This is a genomic window from Kitasatospora sp. NPDC001603 (assembly GCF_040298365.1).
GTDB lineage: Bacteria > Actinomycetota > Actinomycetes > Streptomycetales > Streptomycetaceae > Kitasatospora.
The window spans coordinates 107,209-127,079 of the sequence record NZ_JBEPAA010000017.1 but is presented as its reverse complement, the minus strand read 5'-3'; the positions used below and the strand labels follow the sequence as shown (position 1 = coordinate 127,079).

General features: G+C 76.0%; 19 protein-coding genes. 8 read left to right on the top strand and 11 right to left on the bottom strand.

The annotated features are described in order from the left end of the window. The first annotated feature begins 146 nt into the window (after positions 1 to 146). Positions 147 to 938 (top strand): maleate cis-trans isomerase family protein, encoded by a 792-nt coding sequence (locus ABT263_RS14185; RefSeq protein ID WP_352290765.1) that lies wholly within the window; start codon positions 147 to 149, stop codon positions 936 to 938. 81 nt (positions 939 to 1,019) lie between these two features. Here ABT263_RS14185 and ABT263_RS14180 read toward each other — a convergent pair whose 3' ends face one another. Next, positions 1,020 to 2,921 (bottom strand): hypothetical protein, encoded by a 1,902-nt coding sequence (locus ABT263_RS14180; protein ID WP_352290764.1) that lies wholly within the window; start codon positions 2,919 to 2,921, stop codon positions 1,020 to 1,022. 54 nt (positions 2,922 to 2,975) lie between these two features. After that, positions 2,976 to 4,505 (bottom strand): SDR family oxidoreductase, encoded by a 1,530-nt coding sequence (locus ABT263_RS14175; protein ID WP_352290763.1) that lies wholly within the window; start codon positions 4,503 to 4,505, stop codon positions 2,976 to 2,978. Between the two features lie 282 nt (positions 4,506 to 4,787). Here ABT263_RS14175 and ABT263_RS14170 point away from each other — a divergent pair, with 282 nt between their 5' ends. After that, the gene (locus tag ABT263_RS14170) at positions 4,788 to 5,510 is read left to right on the top strand and encodes a CBS domain-containing protein (RefSeq protein ID WP_352290762.1); all 723 of its coding nucleotides are present in this window, start codon (positions 4,788 to 4,790) and stop codon (positions 5,508 to 5,510) included. Positions 5,511 to 5,667: 157 nt separating this feature from the next. Continuing rightward, positions 5,668 to 6,318, top strand: a complete 651-nt coding sequence (locus ABT263_RS14165; RefSeq protein ID WP_329491371.1) for a beta-glucanase — start codon at positions 5,668 to 5,670, stop codon at positions 6,316 to 6,318. A 55-nt stretch (positions 6,319 to 6,373) separates the two neighbouring features. Here the strand turns inward: ABT263_RS14165 and ABT263_RS14160 are convergent, their stop codons facing one another. Then, positions 6,374 to 6,745, bottom strand: a complete 372-nt coding sequence (locus ABT263_RS14160; RefSeq protein WP_352290761.1) for a hypothetical protein — start codon at positions 6,743 to 6,745, stop codon at positions 6,374 to 6,376. A 151-nt stretch (positions 6,746 to 6,896) separates the two neighbouring features. On the opposite strand from ABT263_RS14160, the gene ABT263_RS14155 reads away from it, so the two are divergent. After that, complete coding sequence (locus ABT263_RS14155; RefSeq protein WP_352290760.1) at positions 6,897 to 7,265, top strand: SHOCT domain-containing protein; 369 nt, start codon at positions 6,897 to 6,899, stop codon at positions 7,263 to 7,265. 58 nt (positions 7,266 to 7,323) lie between these two features. Here the strand turns inward: ABT263_RS14155 and ABT263_RS14150 are convergent, their stop codons facing one another. Next, entirely contained in the window at positions 7,324 to 7,734 is a 411-nt protein-coding gene (locus tag ABT263_RS14150) for an organic hydroperoxide resistance protein (RefSeq protein WP_352290759.1), read from the bottom strand. Between the two features lie 259 nt (positions 7,735 to 7,993). Between ABT263_RS14150 and ABT263_RS14145 the strand changes: the two genes are divergently transcribed. Both ABT263_RS14145 and ABT263_RS14140 read left to right on the top strand, forming a co-directional pair. Next, on the top strand, positions 7,994 to 8,476 hold the full coding sequence (locus ABT263_RS14145) for a MarR family winged helix-turn-helix transcriptional regulator (protein ID WP_352290770.1): 483 nt from the start codon (positions 7,994 to 7,996) through the stop codon (positions 8,474 to 8,476). 105 nt (positions 8,477 to 8,581) lie between these two features. Beyond that, positions 8,582 to 10,792, top strand: coding sequence for a TnsA endonuclease N-terminal domain-containing protein (locus ABT263_RS14140; RefSeq protein WP_352290758.1), 2,211 nt, complete (start codon positions 8,582 to 8,584; stop codon positions 10,790 to 10,792). A 258-nt stretch (positions 10,793 to 11,050) separates the two neighbouring features. Here ABT263_RS14140 and ABT263_RS14135 read toward each other — a convergent pair whose 3' ends face one another. The 7 genes from ABT263_RS14135 to ABT263_RS14105 form a co-directional block, all read right to left on the bottom strand. Beyond that, complete coding sequence (locus ABT263_RS14135) at positions 11,051 to 11,434, bottom strand: VOC family protein (RefSeq protein ID WP_329491376.1); 384 nt, start codon at positions 11,432 to 11,434, stop codon at positions 11,051 to 11,053. 127 nt (positions 11,435 to 11,561) lie between these two features. Further along, entirely contained in the window at positions 11,562 to 12,521 is a 960-nt protein-coding gene (locus ABT263_RS14130; RefSeq protein WP_352290757.1) for an STM4011 family radical SAM protein, read from the bottom strand. Then, a complete protein-coding gene (locus ABT263_RS14125) occupies positions 12,518 to 13,852 on the bottom strand; it encodes an STM4012 family radical SAM protein (RefSeq protein WP_352290756.1) in 1,335 nt (444 codons plus the stop codon). The genes ABT263_RS14130 and ABT263_RS14125 overlap by 4 nt, the downstream gene beginning before the upstream one ends. Continuing rightward, on the bottom strand, positions 13,849 to 14,766 hold the full coding sequence (locus ABT263_RS14120; RefSeq protein WP_352290769.1) for an STM4013/SEN3800 family hydrolase: 918 nt from the start codon (positions 14,764 to 14,766) through the stop codon (positions 13,849 to 13,851). Before ABT263_RS14120 ends, ABT263_RS14125 begins: the two co-directional genes overlap by 4 nt. Positions 14,767 to 14,840: 74 nt before the next feature. Then, entirely contained in the window at positions 14,841 to 16,118 is a 1,278-nt protein-coding gene (locus ABT263_RS14115; RefSeq protein WP_352290755.1) for an STM4014 family protein, read from the bottom strand. A gap of 15 nt (positions 16,119 to 16,133) precedes the next feature. Next, positions 16,134 to 17,075 (bottom strand): STM4015 family protein, encoded by a 942-nt coding sequence (locus ABT263_RS14110; protein ID WP_352290754.1) that lies wholly within the window; start codon positions 17,073 to 17,075, stop codon positions 16,134 to 16,136. 112 nt (positions 17,076 to 17,187) lie between these two features. Further along, on the bottom strand, positions 17,188 to 18,141 hold the full coding sequence (locus tag ABT263_RS14105) for an STM4015 family protein (RefSeq protein ID WP_352290753.1): 954 nt from the start codon (positions 18,139 to 18,141) through the stop codon (positions 17,188 to 17,190). Between the two features lie 153 nt (positions 18,142 to 18,294). Here ABT263_RS14105 and ABT263_RS14100 point away from each other — a divergent pair, with 153 nt between their 5' ends. Beyond that, positions 18,295 to 18,621, top strand: coding sequence for a DUF8820 family protein (locus ABT263_RS14100; protein WP_352290752.1), 327 nt, complete (start codon positions 18,295 to 18,297; stop codon positions 18,619 to 18,621). 127 nt (positions 18,622 to 18,748) lie between these two features. Then, positions 18,749 to 19,867, top strand: coding sequence for a DUF6745 domain-containing protein (locus ABT263_RS14095; protein ID WP_352290751.1), 1,119 nt, complete (start codon positions 18,749 to 18,751; stop codon positions 19,865 to 19,867). Positions 19,868 to 19,871 lie beyond the last annotated feature (4 nt).

Sequence of the window (19,871 nt, the reverse complement as noted above, 5' to 3'; positions counted from 1 at the left end):
ACACGACCCACGGACGAGACTCCCTCTTCCCCACGGACGGACTAACGAGCACATCAACCGACAGTCACGCGACTACGACTTTTGTTAGGACCTCTTAACGTCGGCGGATCTGTCCCCTGTCTCGGCGTTCGGCCTACTGTGCGGCCATGGATCTCTTCTCGCTGCCCAGACTCGGAGTCGTCGTCCCCCCGGAGAACCCCACGGCGGAGCCGGAGTTCAACCGCTTGATCGGTGCCGCCGTGCACGTGTACACCTCCCGCTTCCCCACCACGCCGGGGGTGGAGCTCCGGGAGATGCTGGAGACCTACAACCGGGTCCTTCCCGACACCCTCGACGGTTTCGGCGGCATGCGGCTGGACGCGGCCGTGGTCGCCTGCAGTGCCTCGCACTACCTGCTGGACCCGGCGGGCGACCGCGCCCTGTGCGAGGAGATGTCGAACCGCTCAGGGTTCCCGGTCAGTTCCTCGACGCAGGCGATCCTGGCCGCCTGCGAGGCGCTCGGGGTGGACCGGCTGACCCTGGTCTCGCCCTACCAGCCGTGGCTCACCGCGACCTCCCGCGCCTTCTGGGAGCGGGCCGGGCTCACGGTGGACGGCGTCGTCCTCGTGCCCGCCGGGACGGCCCCGGACGGGTCCGACCACTTCGACCCCTACGAGGTGACCACGGGCCGGATCCGCGAGCGAATACGGGCCCACCAGCAGGAGAACGGGATCCCCGACGACTCCGCGCTGCTGTTCACCGGGACCGGGATGGGGACGCTCGGCGCGCTCGCCGAGCTCGCGCGGGAGGACACCAGCGGGCGCCCGCTGCTCTCCTCGAACCTGGCGTCCGCCTGGTGGGCGCGCCGCGTGACGGGACGGCGGACCGGGCCCGGGACCGCCGGGGACGCGCATCCGCTGCTGCGACGCCTGGACGTCCGGGCCCGCTGGGCGGCCTGAGGCACCGTCGGGCGTCGGTGCGCCCGCGGCCGGCGGGCGCACCGGGGGCGGTTGCCGAGGGGGAGGCTCCCGCGGCAGCCCTCACCGCAGCGGAGCGATCCGGCTGCCGCCGTCCAGCACCGCCTCCAGCGTGACCGCGGCCCGGCCGGGCCGCTCGACCGCCAGGGTGTGGTCCGGCGTGGCCCGGTCGGCCGACCAGTCCGGTCCCTTGGCCGTGATCCGGCCGACCCGCCGGCTGCCCGCGGCCAGCAGGAACTCGGTGCCCTGCGGCGAGCGCCACCACGTCCACCCCACCGTGTCCTGTTCGAACCGGCTGCACGCCCGGCCCGGCCCGCCGCCCGTGCGCTGCGGGCCCCGGGCGTTCGGCAGCAGCACGGCGGTCGCGGCGCTGCCCTCGCCGTTCCAGCGGTCGGCGCGCAGGCAGACCCAGGACGCCGCGCCCGCGTTCTGCGGCAGCTGCTGCACCGCGAAGGCCCAGAGGTTGAGCTGCTTGACACCGGGGGTGCCGTCCGGAACGGCGCAGCCCGCGCGGGCCCAGGCCAGCAGCGCGTCCTGGCCGACCGCCTCGCGGGGCTGCCGGGCCGGCTGGGTGCGGTCCGGCGGCGGGGTGTAGCTGAGGTGGGCGGGCACCAGCCCGCCGAGGTCGGCCAGCAGGAAGGAGTGCTTCTCGGCGATCGTGGAGGAAGAGCGCAACTGGAGCACGGTGGCGCCCAGGCAGTCCGCGAGCGCCCCCGGGGAGCGCGAACCGGTGGTGTTCGCGCCGGGTGCCGCGGCGGTCACGCCGTCCACGCGGTCCAGTGCCCTGGCGGGTACGTCCGGCTGGTCGATCCGGCGGGTGTCGGCCGCGTCGATCCACGGGGCGAGCAGGTAGCGGGCGGTCGCCCCCTGACGGTGCAGCACCACCGCGCCGGCGGTGGTGACGGAGGAGTCGTCGGCACGGGCGAGGTCCAGCCCGCCGCCCGGTCCGTCGGTCCAGCGGGCGAGCCGCCCGCCGTCGTAGAGCACCACCACGGCCGCGCCGTCGACGGTGCCGGCGAACAGCAGCTGGGGCGGCCCCTGCGGCGGGGCGGCCGGGGTGCCCGGCTCGGGCCTGGTCCGCGGGCCGGGGCCCGACCAGGCGGCGAGCGCCCGGCCGAGCAGGGCGGTGTCGTCACGGCGGTCGCCGCGGGCGGGCCAGGCGGAGAAGTCGATCCGGGCGGTGTGCTGCCACTGGTCCGCTGCCACCCGGAGCAGCCGGGCCGGGTCGGGCGGCGTTCCGCCCGGCGGGACGGCGAGCGGACGGACGGGCGCGCCGGCCGGGGCCGGGGCACCGGGGCCGGCCAGCGCGGCGGCGGTGCCGGTGAGCGCGAGCGCGGCCACCGCGAGCGAGGCACCGAAGGCCCGGCGGCGGCGCAGCAGGTCGGTCGGCTGGACGCGCACCGCGCAGGGGTCGAAGGCCGACAGGCCGTGATCCGGTCCGGCGCAGAGCCGTGCGGCCTCGTCGACGGCCTGCCCGGGGTCGGTCGCACCGGCCTGAAGCAGCACCTCCACGGCCTGCTCGGGCGTCAGCTCCTCCACGGCGAGCAGCGCGAACGCGGACCGGGCGGGCGCCCCCAGGGCGGCCAGCTCGCGGTCCAGTGCCGCGTCCCGCTCGCCGCCGCCGGGGGTGAACAGCCGCAGCCCCCAGACCCGGGGCGTCCGCAGCCGGTCGGAGGGCCGCGGGTGCAGCGCGCCGCGCAGCACCCGCAGGCGCAGGGCGGCGTACAGCGGGTCCTCTTCGGTGCCGGCCGGCTCCCGCAGCCTGCTCCAACGGGACGGCAGGGCCCGCTGGACCGCGGCGTGCGCGGCGAGCACCCGGCTGTGGCGGTCCCGGTCGGCCGGCAGGGCCAGGTACGCGAGCCGGACCAGCCGGCGGTAGTGGCGGACCAGGGTCGCCTCGGCCCGGGCCACCGGACGCGCGCCCGCGCCCCGGGGCGGTGCGCCGCCGTCTATCCGTCCTGCCAAGGCGTTCTCCCCGGAGCCGTCTGTCGTGTGGTGGCGGACGGTCCAACGAGTCGATCATGTGATGGTTGCGCCGTCCGGGGCGGTGTTCCGGGATCCGGCGGCGCGTTCGGTGATCCGGCGCGCCATCCCGCCGAAGACGATGGCGTGGAACGGTGCCACCGACCACCAGTACGCGTGCCCGGCCAGCCCGTGCGGGTGGAACAGTGCCCGCTGCCGGTAGCGGCTGCCGCCGAGGCCGTCCGGGGTGACGGACAGCTCCAGCCAGGCCAGTCCGGGCAGCCGCATCTCGGCGCGCAGCCGCAGCAGCCGCCCGGCCTCGATCTCCTCCACCCGCCAGAAGTCCAGCGAGTCGCCGACCCGTAGCCGGGCCGGGTCGCGCCGGCCCCGGCGCAGGCCGACGCCGCCGGCCAGCCGGTCGAGCCGGCCGCGCAGTGCCCAGGCGAGCGGGAAGGAGTACCAGCCGTTCTCGCCGCCGATGCCCTCCACCACCCGCCAGAGCGCGTCCGGCGGGGCGCCCACGTCGCGCTCCCGGACGTCCTGGTAGAGGCTGCCGCCGGCCCAGTCCGGGTCGGTGGGCAGCGGGTCGCTCGGCGCGCCGGGCAGGGTGGCGGAGGACCACCGGGTGGCCACTTCGGCGTCCCTGATCCGCCGCAGTGCCAGCCGGACCGCCTCGTCGAAGCCGGTCGGGCCCCCGGGCGGGTCGGGCACGTACTCGGCCAGGTCGTGCTCGCCGCGGACCACCTCGTGCCGCAGCGACTCCACCAGCGGGCGGGCGAGCGAGTTGGGGACGGGCGTCACCAGGCCGACCCAGTGGCTGGAGAGCCGGGGGGTGAGCACCGGCACCGGGACGATCAGCCGGCGCGGCAGCTCGGCGACGGCGGCGTAGCGCATCATCATCTCGCGGTAGGTGAGGACGTCCGGGCCGCCGATGTCGAAGGCCCGGTCCACCTCCGGCGGCAGCCGGGCCGCCGCGGTGAGGTAGTACAGGACGTCCCGGACGGCGATCGGCTGGATCCTGGTGTCGACCCAGTTCGGGGTCACCATCACGGGCAGCCGCTCGGTGAGGTAGCGCAGCATCTCGAACGAGGCCGAACCGGATCCGATGATCACCGCGGCCCGGAGTTCGGCGGTCGGCACCCCGCTCGCCCGCAGCAGGCGGCCGACCTCGGCGCGCGAGCGCAGGTGCGGGGACAGCTCGGCGGCCGGCACCCCGGCGGGGTTGATACCGCCGAGGTAGACGATCCGGCGGACCCCCTCCCGGGCCGCCGCCTCGCCGAAGGCCCGGGCGGCGGCCCGGTCGGTCGCCTCGAAGTCACGGCCGGTGCCCAGCGAGTGGACCAGGTAGTAGGCCACGTCGATGCCGGCGAAGGCCCCGGTCAGCGACTCCGGCCGGGTGACGTCCCCGGCGGTGGCCTCGACCGAGGCCCGCCAGGGGTGGTCGCGCAGCCGGCCCGGGTCGCGGACCAGGCAGCGGACGGAGTGCCCGGCGGCCAGCAGCTCGGGGACGAGCCGGCCGCCGATGTAGCCGGTGGCGCCCGTGACCAGGCAGCGCAGCGGGGCGTCGGGGGTGCTCGGTCCGGCCATGGTGCCTCCCAGAAAGCCGCGTCAGGGGTGCGGGGTTCGGCGCGGCGGCGCCGGCGGGCGGGCCGCACGCGCCCTCCGCCAGCTTCGCCGCCCGCGGTCCGGGCCGCCACAGCACCGGCCCGGCACCCGCCGCCGCGGGCCGCCGTCCGGAGCGGGCCGGGCACGACGGCCGGGCGAGCGGACCGCACCGCCGTACGCTGTGAGGGGAGCGTCGGACGGCAGTGCCGTTGGTCCCGGGACGTCAGCCCCTTCGGCCCCTGGCCGGGGGCGCGGCCGGGAGGGATGCTCCAGATATCCGGCCGGACGGCGGTCGTCCGGCCGACATCGCTCGTGGACGAGGTGACCGGCGTGCTGCATGCCACCGTCGAATCAGTGATGACCAGTCCCGTGGTGCGGGTCGCGCCCGAGACCGGGTTCCGGGAGATCGTCGCCGTGCTGACCGAGTACGACATCACGGGTGTCCCGGTGGTGGACCCCGACGGGCGGCCCCTCGGCATCGTCTCCGAGGCGGACCTGCTGCTCACCCTGGCCGCCCAGGAGGACCCGGGCAGCCTGGTGCCGCCGCCCGAGCTGACCCGGACGGGGCCGGGCGGGGCCGTCACCGCCGCGGACCTGATGACCGGCCCCGCCGTCTGCATCACCCCCGGCACCAGTGTGGTGGCGGCCGCGCGGCTGATGAGCCGGCACGGGGTGAAGCGACTGCCCGTGCTGGACGAGGACGGCCGGGTGTTCGGCATGGTGAGCCGGGGCGACCTGCTGCGCGTCTTCCTGCGCGAGGACCGGGTGATCCGCCGCGAGATCGTCGAGGAGGTGCTCGGCCGGATCGAGGGCGTGAGCCCGGCGGAGGTGGGCGTGGAGGTCGACCAGGGCCGGGTGGTGCTCAGCGGCAGCGTGCCGGCGCCGCACCTGGTGCCGATCGTGCTGAGCCTCTGCCGCTCGGTGGACGGCGTGGTGTCGGTGACGGACCGCCTCGGCAGCAGCGACGGGGCCGCCGTCGTCGGCTGACTCCGGCCCGGGCCGGCCGCTGTCCCGTCGCGTCCCGCCGTCCTGGCCACGGACCCGGAGCGTCCGCTTCGCATACTGCGGAGAGTATCGGGTAAGTCACTCCTTGTGTGCGGCGGCAGCGGGCCGCCGAACGCGCCGGGTGACCCGGGAGGCGGCCGTGGCAGTCGTGTTCGACGCGGATTTCACTTCGACCAGGCAGTGGGTGGCGGGCCGCAGCAGCGCCTATCCCCGGATGGGGCCGACCAACCGGGGCGATCACAAGCTGGACTTCCTGAGCCGCTCCTACTGCCCCGGTGGCGTGTTCGCCGCCGTCCGGCGGCACGGCGGCGACCTGTGGACGTGCAGCCTGCTCACCACCGAGGGCAGCCCGGAGGCGTTCCAGGTCCGCACCGGCGACGTGCTGACGGCGCGGGTCACGCTCCCCGTCGAGACGGGCGCCTGGCCGGCCATCTGGACCTGGCGGGACGGCGGCAACGAGGTGGACGTCTTCGAGTACCACCCCGACCATCCGGACCTGCTGGAGGTCTCGAACCACGTTCGCGGCGGCTCCCGGTACTGGCACGGCGCCGACGCCGGGATAGCCCCCGGCGCCACCTTCGACCTGCGGGCGGTGCTGGGCGCGCGCTCGGTGGACTGGTTCGTCGGCGACACGCTCGTGCACGCGGACCGGCGCGGGGTCGGGCCGGACTTCCACGCCTACCTGATCGTCAACCTCTCGGTGGCGGACGGCACGTACCACGACCGGCCGTCGGCCACGGGTCCGGACCGGCTGAGCTGGACCTGCCACAGCCTGCGGATAGAGCGCTGACGAAGGCCGCGCGGCTGCCCCCGGGTCGGAGTCGTCGGCCCGGGGGCGGCGCGGTTCACCGGTCCGGCGGGAACGTCGCCGTGATCAGGCCGCGCGGGCCGGTGCGCTGGAACCAGACCACCCGGCGGTACGGGCCGATGTGGGCGGGGTGCGTCACGTACAGGTCGTCGCGCGGGGCGCCCTCGTTGCCGGGGGCGAGGGCGGCGTCGACGGCCTGGTCGGCGATGGTGGCCAGCAGCGCGTGCGCCGTGGCGGCGGCCGCTTCCGGGGCGATGGCCAACGCGGTGAGCTCCGCCCAGAGCCGGCTGGAGACGTAGAAGATCGGCGAGTGGCGCAGGGCCGGGTGCAGGCGTCGGTCCTCGTAGCGGCGGAGCACCCCGGCCGCGACGAGCCGCTCGCGGTCGTCGGCCGGCGGGTGGTGGTCCATGGGCCGCAACGCTACCCCGACGGGCACGATCGGCGCGTCGCGAGCGTTTCTCAGACAATCCTCAGGTCTGCCGGAGCACCTGCGGGCGCAGGATGGTGATGAGGCGCCGATCACCTCGATGGGCCCTGCGGGGCCGGAGGAGGAGGCCGTGATGGGGCACTGGAACGGTCCGCGCCACGGGCACGGCCACGGTCACGTCCTGGGCGGCTGGGGCTACGGCCTGCTGGCCCTCCTGCTGCTGCTGGTCCTGGCGGTCCTCGTCCTGGCGGCCGTCGCGCTGGTCCGCCACCTGTCGCGGACCTCGCGGGGCGCGCGGCCGGTGCCGCCGGGCCCGTGGGCCGCGACCGGGCCGGCCGGGCCGCCGCGCCGGGCGCTCTCGCCGACGGCCGAGCAGCTGCTCGCCGAGCGGTTCGCGCGCGGTGAGATCGACACGGTGGAGTACCGGCACCGCCTGGACGTCCTGCGGGACGCCGGCGGACCGGGTGAGGCCGCTGCGGGGGAGCCGCCCGGCGGCGGATGACGCCGCGGGCCCCGCCGACGGCGCGGCGGGGCCCTGACGTGCCGGGGGGCGGGTGCTGCTACTCGACGACGAGCTCCACCGGGATGTTGCCCCGGGTGGCGCGGGAGTAGGGGCAGACCTCGTGCGCCTGCTTGACCAGGAGCTCGCCGCCCTCGCCGGCCAGCGCGTCCGGCAGCTCGACCCGCAGGACGACCGCGAGGCCGAAGCCGGCGCCGTCCTTGCCGATCGAGACCTCGGCCGTGACCGAGACCTCGCTGGTGTCGACGCGGGCCTGCCGACCGACCAGGCCCAGCGCGCTGGCGAAGCACGCCGCGTAGCCGGCCGCGAACAGCTGCTCGGGGTTGGTGCCCTGGCCGCTGCCGCCGAGGGCGGGCGGCATCGCCAGCGCGAGGTCCAGCTGTCCGTCGGAGCTGACGGCGCGGCCCTCTCGGCCGTTCGCGGTGGCCACAGCGGTGTAGATCGCGTCCATGGGTCTGGTCCCTTTCGTCCTGCGTCCGTACTGCTTCTGTCCCCGGCGGCCGGTGGGGCCGCCTTCCGAGTACAAGTAGAGCACGCAATTCAATTGCGCACAACTCAATGGTGCGCACGGCCGCTATCATGGAGTCATGGCAACACCCCCCGAGACCGCCGCCGCCGACGCGCCGTCCGTCGACGCCCTGCCCGTCCACGCCGCTTCCGTCGATGCCGCTTCTGTCGATGCCGCCCGCTCCGGAGCGCCCGGCGCGGACCTGCTCCACGGCGAGCAGCCGCTCCGCGACGAGGACCTGCTCCGGCTCGACCAGCAGATCTGCTTCTCGCTGAACGCCGCCTCGCGCGCGTTCGGCGGCGTCTACCGCGTGCTGCTCAAGGACCTGGGGCTCACCTACCCCCAGTACCTGGTCATGCTGGTGCTCTGGGAGCACGGAGGGTTGCCCGTGAAGCGGATCGGCGAGCACCTGCGCCTGGACTCCGGGACCCTCTCGCCGCTGCTCAAGCGGCTGGAGGCGGCCGGCCTGGTCCGCCGGGAGCGCAGCCCCGAGGACGAGCGCTCCGTCACCGTCAGCCTCACCGACGCCGGGCGCGAGCTGCGCGACCGCGCCGGGCAGGTGCCGCGCAGGCTGCTCGCCGCCACCGGCCTACCGGTCGAGGACCTCGCCGACCTGCGAGCCCTGCTCAACCGGGTGACCGGCGCGCTCGACTCCGCGCTCCTGGCCGACGGCGCCGAAGGCTGACGCCGACGGCGCCGAAGGCTGACCGGCCGGGCCCGCCGGTGCGGCGGCTTCCGGTCGGTGGCGGCGGGCATACTGGATCCCTCGTGAACGAACCCGGGGGGGAACGTGGAGGGTCCGCCACCCGCGTCGCGGCAGGGCCGCGCGTGGAGCGACGAGGAGACCGGGCGGCTTGTCGACGGCGTTCGGGAGGGTCTCGACCTGTCCGAACTGGCCGGGCGGCACGGTCGGACGACCGGGGCCATCGGCGCCCGGCTGGCCCGCCTCGTGCCCGAGGCCGAGCTGGTTGAGGACAGTCCGGCTTCCGGCGGCGGACCGGCCTCCGGTGTCGCGCTGGTCGGGAGCGCCGAGCTGGAGTGGCTCCGAGCGCGCCTGGCCGCCGACCCGGACTATCCGTGGCGGAGCGTGTTCGACGCGCGCCGCCGTCCCCCACGCGGGCTGCGCCGGCGACGGGCCGCCGGTGACGCGCCGGCGGCCACCCCCGGGGAGCCTGCCCCGGCCGGGCCCACGCGCGGCGAGCCCGCCGCCGGGCCGCAGTGGTCGGCCCGTCTCGATGACGTGCGGGCCGAGTGGGAGCGGACGACCGGGCACCCCCTGCGGGCCGAGCGCCGGGCGGAGTTCGTCGCGCGTCCGGTCGTGGCGGACCTGGCGGTCGTGGCCGCCCCGCTGCGGCAGGCGGCCGCCCGACGGCTGTGGGAGGGCGAGGCGCGTCTGCTGCTGGACGACTGGCTCCTGGAGTGCCTCTGCCCCGGGGCGTCGAGGCTGACGACCGACTGGGCGCCGATCGCCGAGCGCGACCCCGACACGGTGCTGCTGCTCCGCGAGCTGGCCGCCGCCGCGGCGGCGGAGATACCCGCTGGGCGGAGCCGCGAGATCGTCTGTCGCCGCCTCGGGCTGCACGACGGACCGGCCGAGTCGCTGGCGGCGGTGGGGGAGGTGTTCGGGATCTCGCGGGAGCGGGTCCGCCAGCTCCAGGTGAAGGCGGTGCGCGGCATGGCGAGCACCGCCGCGCCGGCGACCCGGAGTATGCGGACCCTGCTCGCCGGGCTGAGCCGGGTCGATGATCCACCGTGCCCCGACGGTTCGCCCGACGGCTCGCCAGCCGGGGGCGGCCCGGATCCGCTCGACGGCTCCCGGCCCGCCGGTGCGCCGGTGGCGGACCCCCCGGCGCCGGCCCGACTGCTCGACCTCGCGGAGGTGCTGCTGCCGTCGGTCCCGGTGCGGCAGGCCGCGCTGGTGATCGCCCAACTGGCCGGTGCCCGGAAGCTGCGCGCGGAGAACCTGGCGGCCGAGGCCGCGACCGTGCGCGCCCTTCGCCACGACGCCGCGCGTCGCGAGCTGTCACGGCAGGGGCGGATCGAACGCGCCGCCCGACGCTGGGCCGCACTGGAGGCCGAGGTCAGCTGGTTCGGGGCGCCCCAGCCCGCCCCGCCGCGCGGGGAGCTGGCGGCCCTGCGGGACACGGCCGGGGAGGACGGGCGCTCCGGGTCCTGGCACTGCCCCAAGCTGGGCCGCGAGGTCGCCTACGAGTCGGAGACCGAGTGGCGGGTCGTCCAACTGCTCAGCTTCGCCCCGCAGATCGCGTACTACCAGGAGCAGCCCCTGGCCATCGGCTACGACTTCGACGGTCGCCGGCGCACCTACTATCCGGACCTCCTCGTGGCCACCACGGACGGGCGCTGCGTCCTGATCGAGGTCAAACCGGTCTACGAGATGGCGACCGCCGTGAACGTCGCCAAGTACCGTGCGGTGGAGGCACTCTGCCGGGCCCGCGGGTGGGGTCTGGTGGCCACCGACGGCTGGAGGACCCGCAGACTCCTGGAGGACCGCCCGGTCGACGGCCGGTTGGAGGCCGCGCTGGACGAAGCGCTGGCGAGGGGTGGCGAACTGACCTGGCATCAGGTCAGGGCTGCCGCAGGGGCCCTGCCGCTGAAGTCGCTGGACCTCGCCGCGCTGGTGCTCCGGCGCGGCTGGGTCTGGCGCACCCACCCCTACCGGCTGCGGGGCGGCGCACCGGCGAGCGTTCCCGCCCCGCTGTCGGATCCGGCTCCGGCATCGGATTTCATTGCCGTGTCCGCCCCCGCCCCGGACGCCCCCGCGCCTCCGTCGCCGCCTCCGTCGCCGGGGACGGAGCCGATCCCCCTCTTTCCGGAGGTGTCCCCACGGCCGAGGGTCGTGCCCTCCCCGGCGGAGGTCGAGGCGGCCCGAACGGCGGCAGGCGGGTGGACCCGGGCCCAGCTCGCCGCCTGGGGAGTGGCCTGGCCGGCCCCGAAGGGGTGGAAGCAGCGCCTGGCGCAGGAGTGGGCGGCCGGTAGGTAGCACCGGTGCGGTCCCCCGTGCGCCCGGGTCGGCGCGCCGGATCCGCCCGGGTCGGCCCGCCGGACCTCGTGGCCCCGGTGCCCGCAGTCGGGAGTACCGGCGTCATGGCACGGGCACGGCCGCCTCGCCGGAGCCGGTCCACCGGCGAGGCGGCTGCGGCACGCCGACACCCGCGCCACCGTGGCGGTGGTGCCCGGCACGGTGGTACGAGCCGACGATGCGGGCCGGGGGGCGGGTGCTACCCGTCGGCCCGTACGCTCACGCGGTCCGCTCGTTCAGGCAGATGATGTTCCCTTCGCTGTCCTTGAACCAGGCCGCGCGCATGCCCTCGGCCTCCACGACGCCGTCGACGGTCTTCAGACCCGGCATGTCGTACTCCTCGAAGGTGACCCCGCGGCCGCGCAGCGTCGCCATCTCGCCGTCGAGGTCGGGGACCTTGAAGCTGGCCAGCGTGTGCGCGGCCTGCCCGGCGCTCGGCGTCTCGTACATGCCGAACTCCGTGCCGCCGCACTCGAAGCTGACGTCCTGCTCGTTCTCATCGGTGAGCTTCAGGCCGAGGGTGTCGGTGTAGAAGCGCTTCGCCCGGGCGAGATCCGCCGCCGGGATGATGGCCACCATCGGTGCGTCTCCAAGCATTGCCATCGCCTCCTCCCTCCAGGCTAGATACGCCGGGGCCGATCTGCCCAGGGGTGGCGGCGCCGGAAGCCCGGTGTGCCCGGAGGGTGGCGGGCCGCTACCGCGCGGCCGGCGGGTGGCCGGGTACGCCGCGTCACCAGGCGTGCGGCACCCGTTCCAGGACGCCTCCGGCGAAGAGGTCGTAGAGCGGCAGGGTCTCCAGGTGCACATAGCCGATGTGGCAGTCGCAGACCGGCAACGGGCAGGGCCGGGAGCGCAGTTGGCGCCGGTACGAGCCGTCGTAGAGGTTACCCAGAACGCCCCGGACGAAGTGGCAGCGGCGGACGGTGCCGTCGCCGTCCACCGAGAGCACGGACTCCCCGGTGCGGCAGGGGCGGCCGGCGCTGGGGTGGGGGTGCCGGCTGTAGCCGAAGTGCGGGTCGAGCGCCGTCCAGTCGGCGGCCTCGGCGTCGCTGTAGGCGAGCCCCTCGGCGGCGTTGATCCAGAGGTAGACCGCCGGGTCCAGCGCGGCGCGGAGCCGGCGGGCCTCCCCGAGGTGCCCCGGTTGGCCGACCACGCCGACGCTGTACCGCACACCGAGCGCGTCGAGCTCGCGGCACTTGGCGAGGAACCGCCGGTGGTCGACCTGACCGGGGTGGTACGTCACCCAGAGGGCCAGCGTGTCGGGGTCGGCCTCGGCGAGCCAGCCGGTTCGGCAGCTGAGGTTGGTCTGGATCGCCACCCGGCGCACGTGCGGCAGCCGGCTCAGCTCGACCAGCGCCCGCCGGTACCAGGACCGCACCAGGCCCTCGCCCCAGGGCGTGAAGAGTACGGACAGCGTGTCGCCGGTACCGGCCCGTCCGGCGGCCCAGCCGGTGAACCGCTCCAGCGCCGCCCGGTCGGCCCGCAACTGCTCCGGCGTGTCGCGCCGCTTGGCGAACGGGCAGTACGGGCAGTCGTAGTCGCAGGAGGACAGCGGGCCCCGGTAGAGCAGGGTCAGGTCGACCCCGCCGTCGTCCGGCGCGGGCCGGGAGGCCGCCGCGGGGACGAGGCCGGGGCCGGACCGGGCGTCGCCGGTGGCCGGCCGGGGCGCGGGCATGCCGAGGAAGGTCATTTCGCCTCGTACTCGGCCATCAGCCGGTGGACCTCGGGCGAGAACAGCATCGGACCGGCCGCGTCCGAGTGCGCCAGCCCCTCCGGCGAGAGCATCAGGCGCAGCTCGTCCTGTGCCAGCCAGCCCCGGGCCTCGAACGCGGCCAGCTCGGCCGGGAAGTCCTCGAGGGGCGTGCTGCCGAAGCGGGCGCGATAGTCCGCCAGCGGCATGCCCTCGGCCTGGAGCAGCGACTGGACGAGATGCCGCCGGCGGGCCTCCTCCGGCGTCATGGACCGACCGACCTCGGCGTGCCGGAAGTCGGTGGTGGCCACGTAGTCGTCGATGATGCCGCGCACCTCGGTGGCGTTCACCGCGTAGTCGAAGGAGTAGTGCAGCCGCGAGGTGTAGGAGCGGGCCCCGCAGCCGAGGCCGACCATGCCGTCGGTCTGGCAGGCGTACTCGCCGCTCCCGGCCTGCGGGGAGGCGGCGCGGCGGAACATCCGCATCGACACCTGCTGGTAGCCCCGGGCGAGCAGGTGGTCGCGGCCGGCCCGGTAGAGCGCGAGCCGGCGGGCGTCCCAGGCGGCCGGGCTCTCCTGCTCGCCGCGCCGGGCCAGGCCGGTCAGCGGCCGGACGTACAGCGGGTAGAGGTACAGCTCCTCGGGCTCCCAGGCCAGCGCGGCGTCCAGCGAGCGCAGCCAGCCGGTCTCGGTCTGGCCGTCGATGCCGTAGATGAGGTCGATGTTGAGGACGGGGAACCCGGCGGCGCGGATCCGCCCCAGGGCGGCCTCGACCTCCGCGCGCTTCTGCGGGCGGACGGCGGAGCGGGCCTCCTCGTCGAGGAACGACTGCACGCCCAGGCTCAGCCGGGTGGCGCCGCGTGCGGCCAGCACCTCCAGGCGGTCGGCCGTGGCGGTGGCGGGGGAGGCCTCCACGGAGAGCGGCACCGCCCGCAGGTCGACGCCCGTCCGCCGCTCGGCGATGTCGCAGAGCCGCTCCAGCTCGTCGGCGGTGAGGTAGGTGGGCGTGCCGCCGCCGAACGCCGCCAGCGCGAACCGGGCGCCGTCGTCCAGGGCCTCGCGGACGGTGGCGGCCTGGCGGTCGAGCGCGTCCAGGTAGGCGGTGGTCAGCCCTTCGGGGCTGCCGATCCGGGTGAACAGGTTGCAGAAGCCGCAGCGGACCTCGCAGAACGGGATGTGCAGGTAGAGCGAGAGCGCGTGCTGCGGCTCGCCGGCCCACAGCTCGCGCAGCGCGGGACGCTCCGGCAGCCGCCGGTAGGCGGTCTTGTGCGGGTAGGCGTAGACGTACGACCGGTAGGGCGAATCGGTCGGCGGGGCCGCGGCCGTGGTCATGCGGTCTCCTCGGCGGTGGCGGTGGCGGTGGCGGTGGCGGTGGCGGTGGCGGTGGCGGTGGCGCTGGCGGTGGCTGTCGGGCGGGTGGCTGCGGTCGGGGCGGGTGCCGGGCGGGCCGGGAGGGTGAAGTGCGCGTACGGCACCGTCCAGACCACCTCGTGGCCGATCCGGTGGCCGGTGTAACCGTCCTCGCCGTACGCCGTGCCGTGGTCGGAGCAGACGATCGCGAAGCACGGCCGGCGGGCGCTCATCGCCGCGAAGAGCCGGCCGATGTGGGCGTCCACGTACTCCAGGGCGGCGGCGTGGCTCTCCCGGGAGTCCCCGTCCTCGCGGGTGCCGCCCGGCAGGTGGAACCAGTTGGGCTGGTGCAGCGCCGAGACGTTGAGGAACAGGAACAGCGGCTGCCCGGCCGGCTGTTCGGCGGCCACCTGCTCGGCCCTGGCGACCTGCGCCTCGAAGGAGGTGGGGGAGGGGACGCCCATCTCCGGCGACCAGTGGCTCTCCTGGAACAGCCCGGGCAGCACCGAGCCGAGCGGGCCCTGCTTGTTGAAGAAGCCGACGCCGCCGATGCAGACCGTCCGGTACCCGTGCCCGGCGAGCGCGCCCGGCAGGTCGGGCGCGTCGAACACCCAGGTGCGCGGAGCGGTGCTCTCCGACCCGGCGAAGCGGGCGGCGAACAGCCGCGGGTGCGGACCGCCCGGAGCGGCGGGGGTGGGCAGGAAACCGGCCAGGATCGCCTGGTGCGCGGCGTAGGTGAAGCTGCCCGGGGAGTGTCGGCGCTCCCAGCGGCCACCGGGGAGGACGGCGGCGAGGTGCGGGATCCGACCGGCCGCGGCCAGCTCCTCGGCGACGTCGAACCGCAGGGTGTCCAGGGTGACGAGGAGCAGGTCGTGGGTGCCCACGACGGCGTTCATGTCGGGCGCGGCGGCGGCCGCCGACGGTGTCGGCGGCGCGGCCGGCGTGGGCGCCCGGTGGTCGTGCTGGTGGTTCATCGTGTGGGTTCCATGGGTTCCGTCGTCGGTGCGTCGTTCCTGGGCCCGGGCCGGTGGCCCGGGTGTCGTAGCGCGGAGATCTGGGCGGCGTAGGTGTCCAGGCCCTCGGCCGGGCCGCCGGGCAGGCCGGTCAGGTTCGGCAGGAGGTCGCCGAAGGCGTTCACCTCGCCGACCACGGCCCGGCGCCACCCGGCGGTGGGCAGGACGTCGACGCCGACCATCGGTGAACCGGGGAAGCAGGCCGCCGCCCGCTCAGCCGTCTCCAGCAGGCCCGGCCAGGCGTGGCCGGCGGCCTGCTGCGCCACGGCGAGGCTGCCGCGGGCGCCGCCGAGGTGGAGGTTGGTCATCGGCTGTGCGCTGGTGCGCACCACCACGTGGGTGGCCCGCCCGGCGATCACCACCACCCTGAGGTCGGCCGAGCGGCCCGCCTGGGCGGCCTTCGGGATCCACTGCTCGACGTGCAGCCCGTCCGGTGCCAGGCGGTCGACCAGCTCGGCCGCCTCCCGCTCGTCCCGGTAGCGGCGGACCCGCAGCGAATTGTGCAGCTGCCCGCCGGCCAGCTCGACCGAGGTGGTGGCGAGCACCTGCCCGCGTGGCCCGAACTCCAGCGCCACCACGCCGGAGGCGGAGGAGCCGTGCGCGGGTTTGACGAAGACCCGCCGCAGCCCGGCGGCCCGCAGCCGCTCCCGGAGGTCCGCCCAGCCGGTGATCCCGGCGCCGTCGAGCGCGCGCGGCACCGGCACCCCGGCGCCCGCCAGCAGTGCGTGCGCCCGCCGCTTGTCGAACATCACGGCGATCTCCTCCGGATCGCCGAGCAGCCGTACCCCCGGCACCCGGGCCACCGCGCGCAGGGCGGCCACCACCCCCGTGTACCAGGCCGCGCCGCCCTCCACCCTGGTCGGCGCGTACGAGGGGCCGAGGGCCGGGCCGCGCAGCAGCTCGTCCACGGCCGGGTCCTCGCCGGGCGACTCGATCCGCAGCAGGCTCCCCGCGGGCACGACGAACCGGCCCCGCAGGACATCGATCCAGGGCAGCACGACCGGCTCGGGCAGGCCGGCCGCGCGGGCGGCGGCGGCGAACAGCGCCACCCGCCGGTGCCCGGGATTACCGAGGACGGCCAGCGGCGCGTCCTCCCCGGTACCGGCCGGGGGCGCGGCCGGCCGGAGCGCCTGAGGCCTGGGCGCCTGCGGGGTGGCCGTCTGCGGCCTGGGCGCCTGCGGGGTGGCCGCCGAGCGGGAGGCCGGCTGCGGGGAGGCCGTCTGGGGGGTGCTCATCCGGACCGCGCCGGGCTACTCGGCGACCGCGACGTAGCGGTCCTCGGGGTCGTCCTCATACTCCGCCTCGGCCTCGTCGAGGTCGAGCTCCACCCCCGGCAGGGCTTCGCGCAGCCGCTGCTGGAGCTCCTCGGAGAGGTAGTGGTGGTGCAGGTCGAGCAGCCGAAGATGGGTCAGCGGCTGGCCCTCCAGCAGGGCGGCGGCGCCCTCGTCGGACAGCACGCCCATCGAGAGGTCGAGCACCTCCAACTGCGCCACGACCGGCGCGTGCGCGACGGCGGCGGCGATCTCGTCCTGGTACTCGCTGTTGGCCAGGGCGAGGTGGCGCAGGGCCGGGAGCCGGGCGCCGTCGAGGAGGGGCGCCAGGTCGTCGATGGTCGAGTCGCCGCCGTACTCGTCCACCCCGAGCCAGAGCTCCAGCCGCTCCAGGGCGGGCAGTTCGGAGCCGGCCACGGCCCGCACCACCGTGCCGGGCAGCCCGCCGGCCTCGAACCGTAGGGCCTTCAGCCGGTCGTGCCGGAACGGCGCGAGCGCCAGCCCGCCGCCACCGCGCACCACCAGCTCGGTGAGCCGGGGGAAGGCCGCCGCCACCACGGTGACGTCGGACATTTCCAGCCAGGAGATCTCGCACTCCTCGGACGTCACGTCGGCGACGAAGAGCGCTTCGAGGGCGGGGAGCCGCCCCGCGTCATCGACGACCCGGGCCAGGGCGTCGGTCACCGGCCCGTAGCCGTCCGTCCACCAGGGACCGATCAGCAGCGCCCGGACCTCGTCCGGGTCCACCGTGTCGAGGAAGGTGTTCCAGAGCGCGTCGAAGCCGGTGCCCGCGCCGTAGGGCACGGCGAGCCGCCACGCGGCGGCGCCCGGCGCCGGCCGGTCGCCCGTGGCCCCGGCCTCGCCGGAGAACTCCACCACGGGGAGCCCGTGGAACTCCCGCTGGTGCTGGTAGGCGTGCATACGGTCCCCTGTGCTGCGTGCGCTGCCGGTGAGCGGCAGGCGGTGAGTGGTGGGCGGCGAGCGGCGAGCGGCGAGCGGCGAGCGGTGAAGGTGTGGGCGGGGCGGTGCCCGGCTATTCGGCGACCGCGACGTAGCGCCACCGGTCGTCCGGGCTCCCGGCCTCGGAGAGGTCGACGGCCACCCCGGGCAGGGCCTCCCGGAGCCGTTCCTGGAGCGCGTCGGTGAGGTAGTGGTGGTGCAGGTCGAGGGCCCGCAGATGGGTGAGCGGCTGGCCCTCCAGCAGGGCGGTGGCGCCCTGGTCGGTCAGGACGCCCATCGAGAGGTTGAGCGAGTCGAGCCGGGCGACGACCGGGGCGTGCGCGACGGCGGCGGCGATGTCGTCCTGGACCTCGCTGTTCTGCAGGCCGAGGTGGCGCAGCGCCGGGAACCGGGCGCCGTCGAGGAAGGGCGCCAGGTCGTCGAGGGAGGAGTCGCCGCCGTAGTTCTCGACCCCGAGCCAGAACTCCAGCCGCTCCAGCGCGGGGAAGTCGCTGGACGCGACCGCCCGCAGCACCGCGGCGGGCAGGCCGCCCGACTCGAACCGCAGGGCCTTCAGGTGCTCGTGACGCAGTGCCTGGAGGGCGATCCCGTCGTCCTCGACCATGGATCCCGCGGCGCCGCGCACCACCAGCTCTTCGAGCAGCGGGTACGTCGTCAGCACCGGCGTCACGTCGACCATGTTGATCCAGGAGATCTCGTTCTCCTCGTACGTGATGTCGCCGATGAACAGGGCGCGCAGGGCCGGCAGCCGGTCGGCGGCGGCGAGGATCGCGGCCAGCGGCCCGGTGAAGCTCTCCGGCCCGTCGGAGGACCACTCGCCGACCACCACGGCGGTGACCCGCTCGGTGTCGACCGCGTCGAGGAACTGCTGCCAGCGCTCGACGAACGACGTCGGCGAGTCGAACTCGATGCCGACCTTCCAGGCGACCGCCGCCGCCTCGGGCAGGGCGGTGCCGTCCTCGACCGCCTGGACGAAGTCGAGGACCGGGAGGCCGTGGAACTCTTCGATGTGCTTGCCGACCGTCATGCGCTGCTCCTCCGGGATGCGGGCCGAACAACTGTCTACCAGCCGGGTCCGACAAACCGGTCGCCGGGGCGGACCCGGGCGTGTTTGTCGGACCCTGTCCTACGTTTCGGACCGTGAGATTCCGACGCCCGTCGGGTCGGTCAGGGAGGACTGATGTATCGCCAGGGTGACGTGCTGATCGTGCCGACGGCGGAGGCCGCGGTGCCCCCGCGGGTGGCGGCGCTGGCCGCGCAGCCCAGGGACGCGCGGGGCCGGCTGGTGCTGGCGCTCGGGGAGGTCACCGGCCACGCGCACGCCGTGGTCGGCCCGGGGGAGCTGCGCCGGGAGGCCGGGTCGTTCGGCGCCGCCTGGCTGCACCTGCCCGAGGGCGGTCGGGTGGTGCACGAGGAGCACGCCGCGATACCGCTGCCCAAGGGCTGGTACCGGGTGGTGCGCCAGCGCGAGTACGTGCCGGGCGCGGTGCGCGTCGTCGCGGACTGACGAGGTCCGGGCGGGCGGGGCCCGCGGGCGGCGGGGCGGGCCGGGGGCCGGCGGCTCCCGGGGTGGTGGCGGTGGACGGAACGAGTGGGTCGGCCGGGCACGGGCCCGGCCGGGACAGGAGCAGGTGATGGTGACGGAGCAGACGGTCGGGCCGGCCGAGGTGACGGCCCGCTGGCGGGCGTGCGCGGCGGCCACCGGGGCGGCCGACCGGGTCGCGGTCGAGCGCGCGGTGCGGGCCGCCTACCGGGCGGCCGGGCTGGCCGAGCCGGCCGAGGTCCGCTGGTTCGGCTCGCCGCCGGCGGCGGCGCAGGCGGCCCTGGAGCTGCGGGCCGCCGGCGCGGTCAGCGTCCGCGAGGCCGTGCGGACGCTGCCGTGGGAGGCCGCCAGGCGGCGGGCCGTGGAGCGGGTCGGGCCGGCCGGGTGGGCGCCGCTCTGGTCCCTGACCGGTGGTGAGATCGGCCCGGTGACCAACGCGCTGGCCGGGCGGATCCGCGACGCGGTGCTCGACCGGCTCGCCCCCGAGCCCGACCTCGAGGAGGTCGACCAGCCCGGGGCCGACGTGGCCCGCGCCCGACGCACCGCCGTCCGGCTGGCGCTGCTGGACGCCGTCCGGGGCCAGCACGACGCGCCGTGGTTCGCCGCCTTCGAGGCGGCCGGCGTGCTCGCCGGGGCACCGGCGGAGCGGGCCGGGATCGACGCGCCGGCCGGGATCGACGCGCTGGCCGAGGTCGCGGGCGAGGCCGGCTGGTGGTGGCCGTACGAGGGCGTGGCCCTGGTCAGCGAGCGGCCGGTCGCGCTGCACCGCGACGAGGCGGGCCGGCTCGACCGGGCCGACGGTCCGGCCCTGGGGTTCGCCGACGGCTTCGCCCTGCACGCCTGGCGCGGCATGCCCGTCCCGGCCGACTTCCTGTCCGGCCTCGGCGGCGTCACGGTCGAGCGGATCCGGACGGAGGAGAACGCCGAGCTGCGTCGCGTCCTGCTGGAGCACTACGGCTACGAGCGGTACCTGGCGGACTCCGGCGCCGAGCCGCTGCACCGCGACGAGACCGGTGTGCTCTGGCGGATCCAACTCCCGGACGACGAGGCGGTGGTGATGGTCGAGGTGGTCAACTCCACCGCCGAGCCGGACGGCACCTTCCGCACCTACTGGCTGCGGGTCCCGCCGAGCACCCGCACGGCCCGGGCCGGGGTCGCCTGGACCTTCGGCATACCCGAGGCGGAGTACCACCCCCGGCGCGAGACCTGAGCGG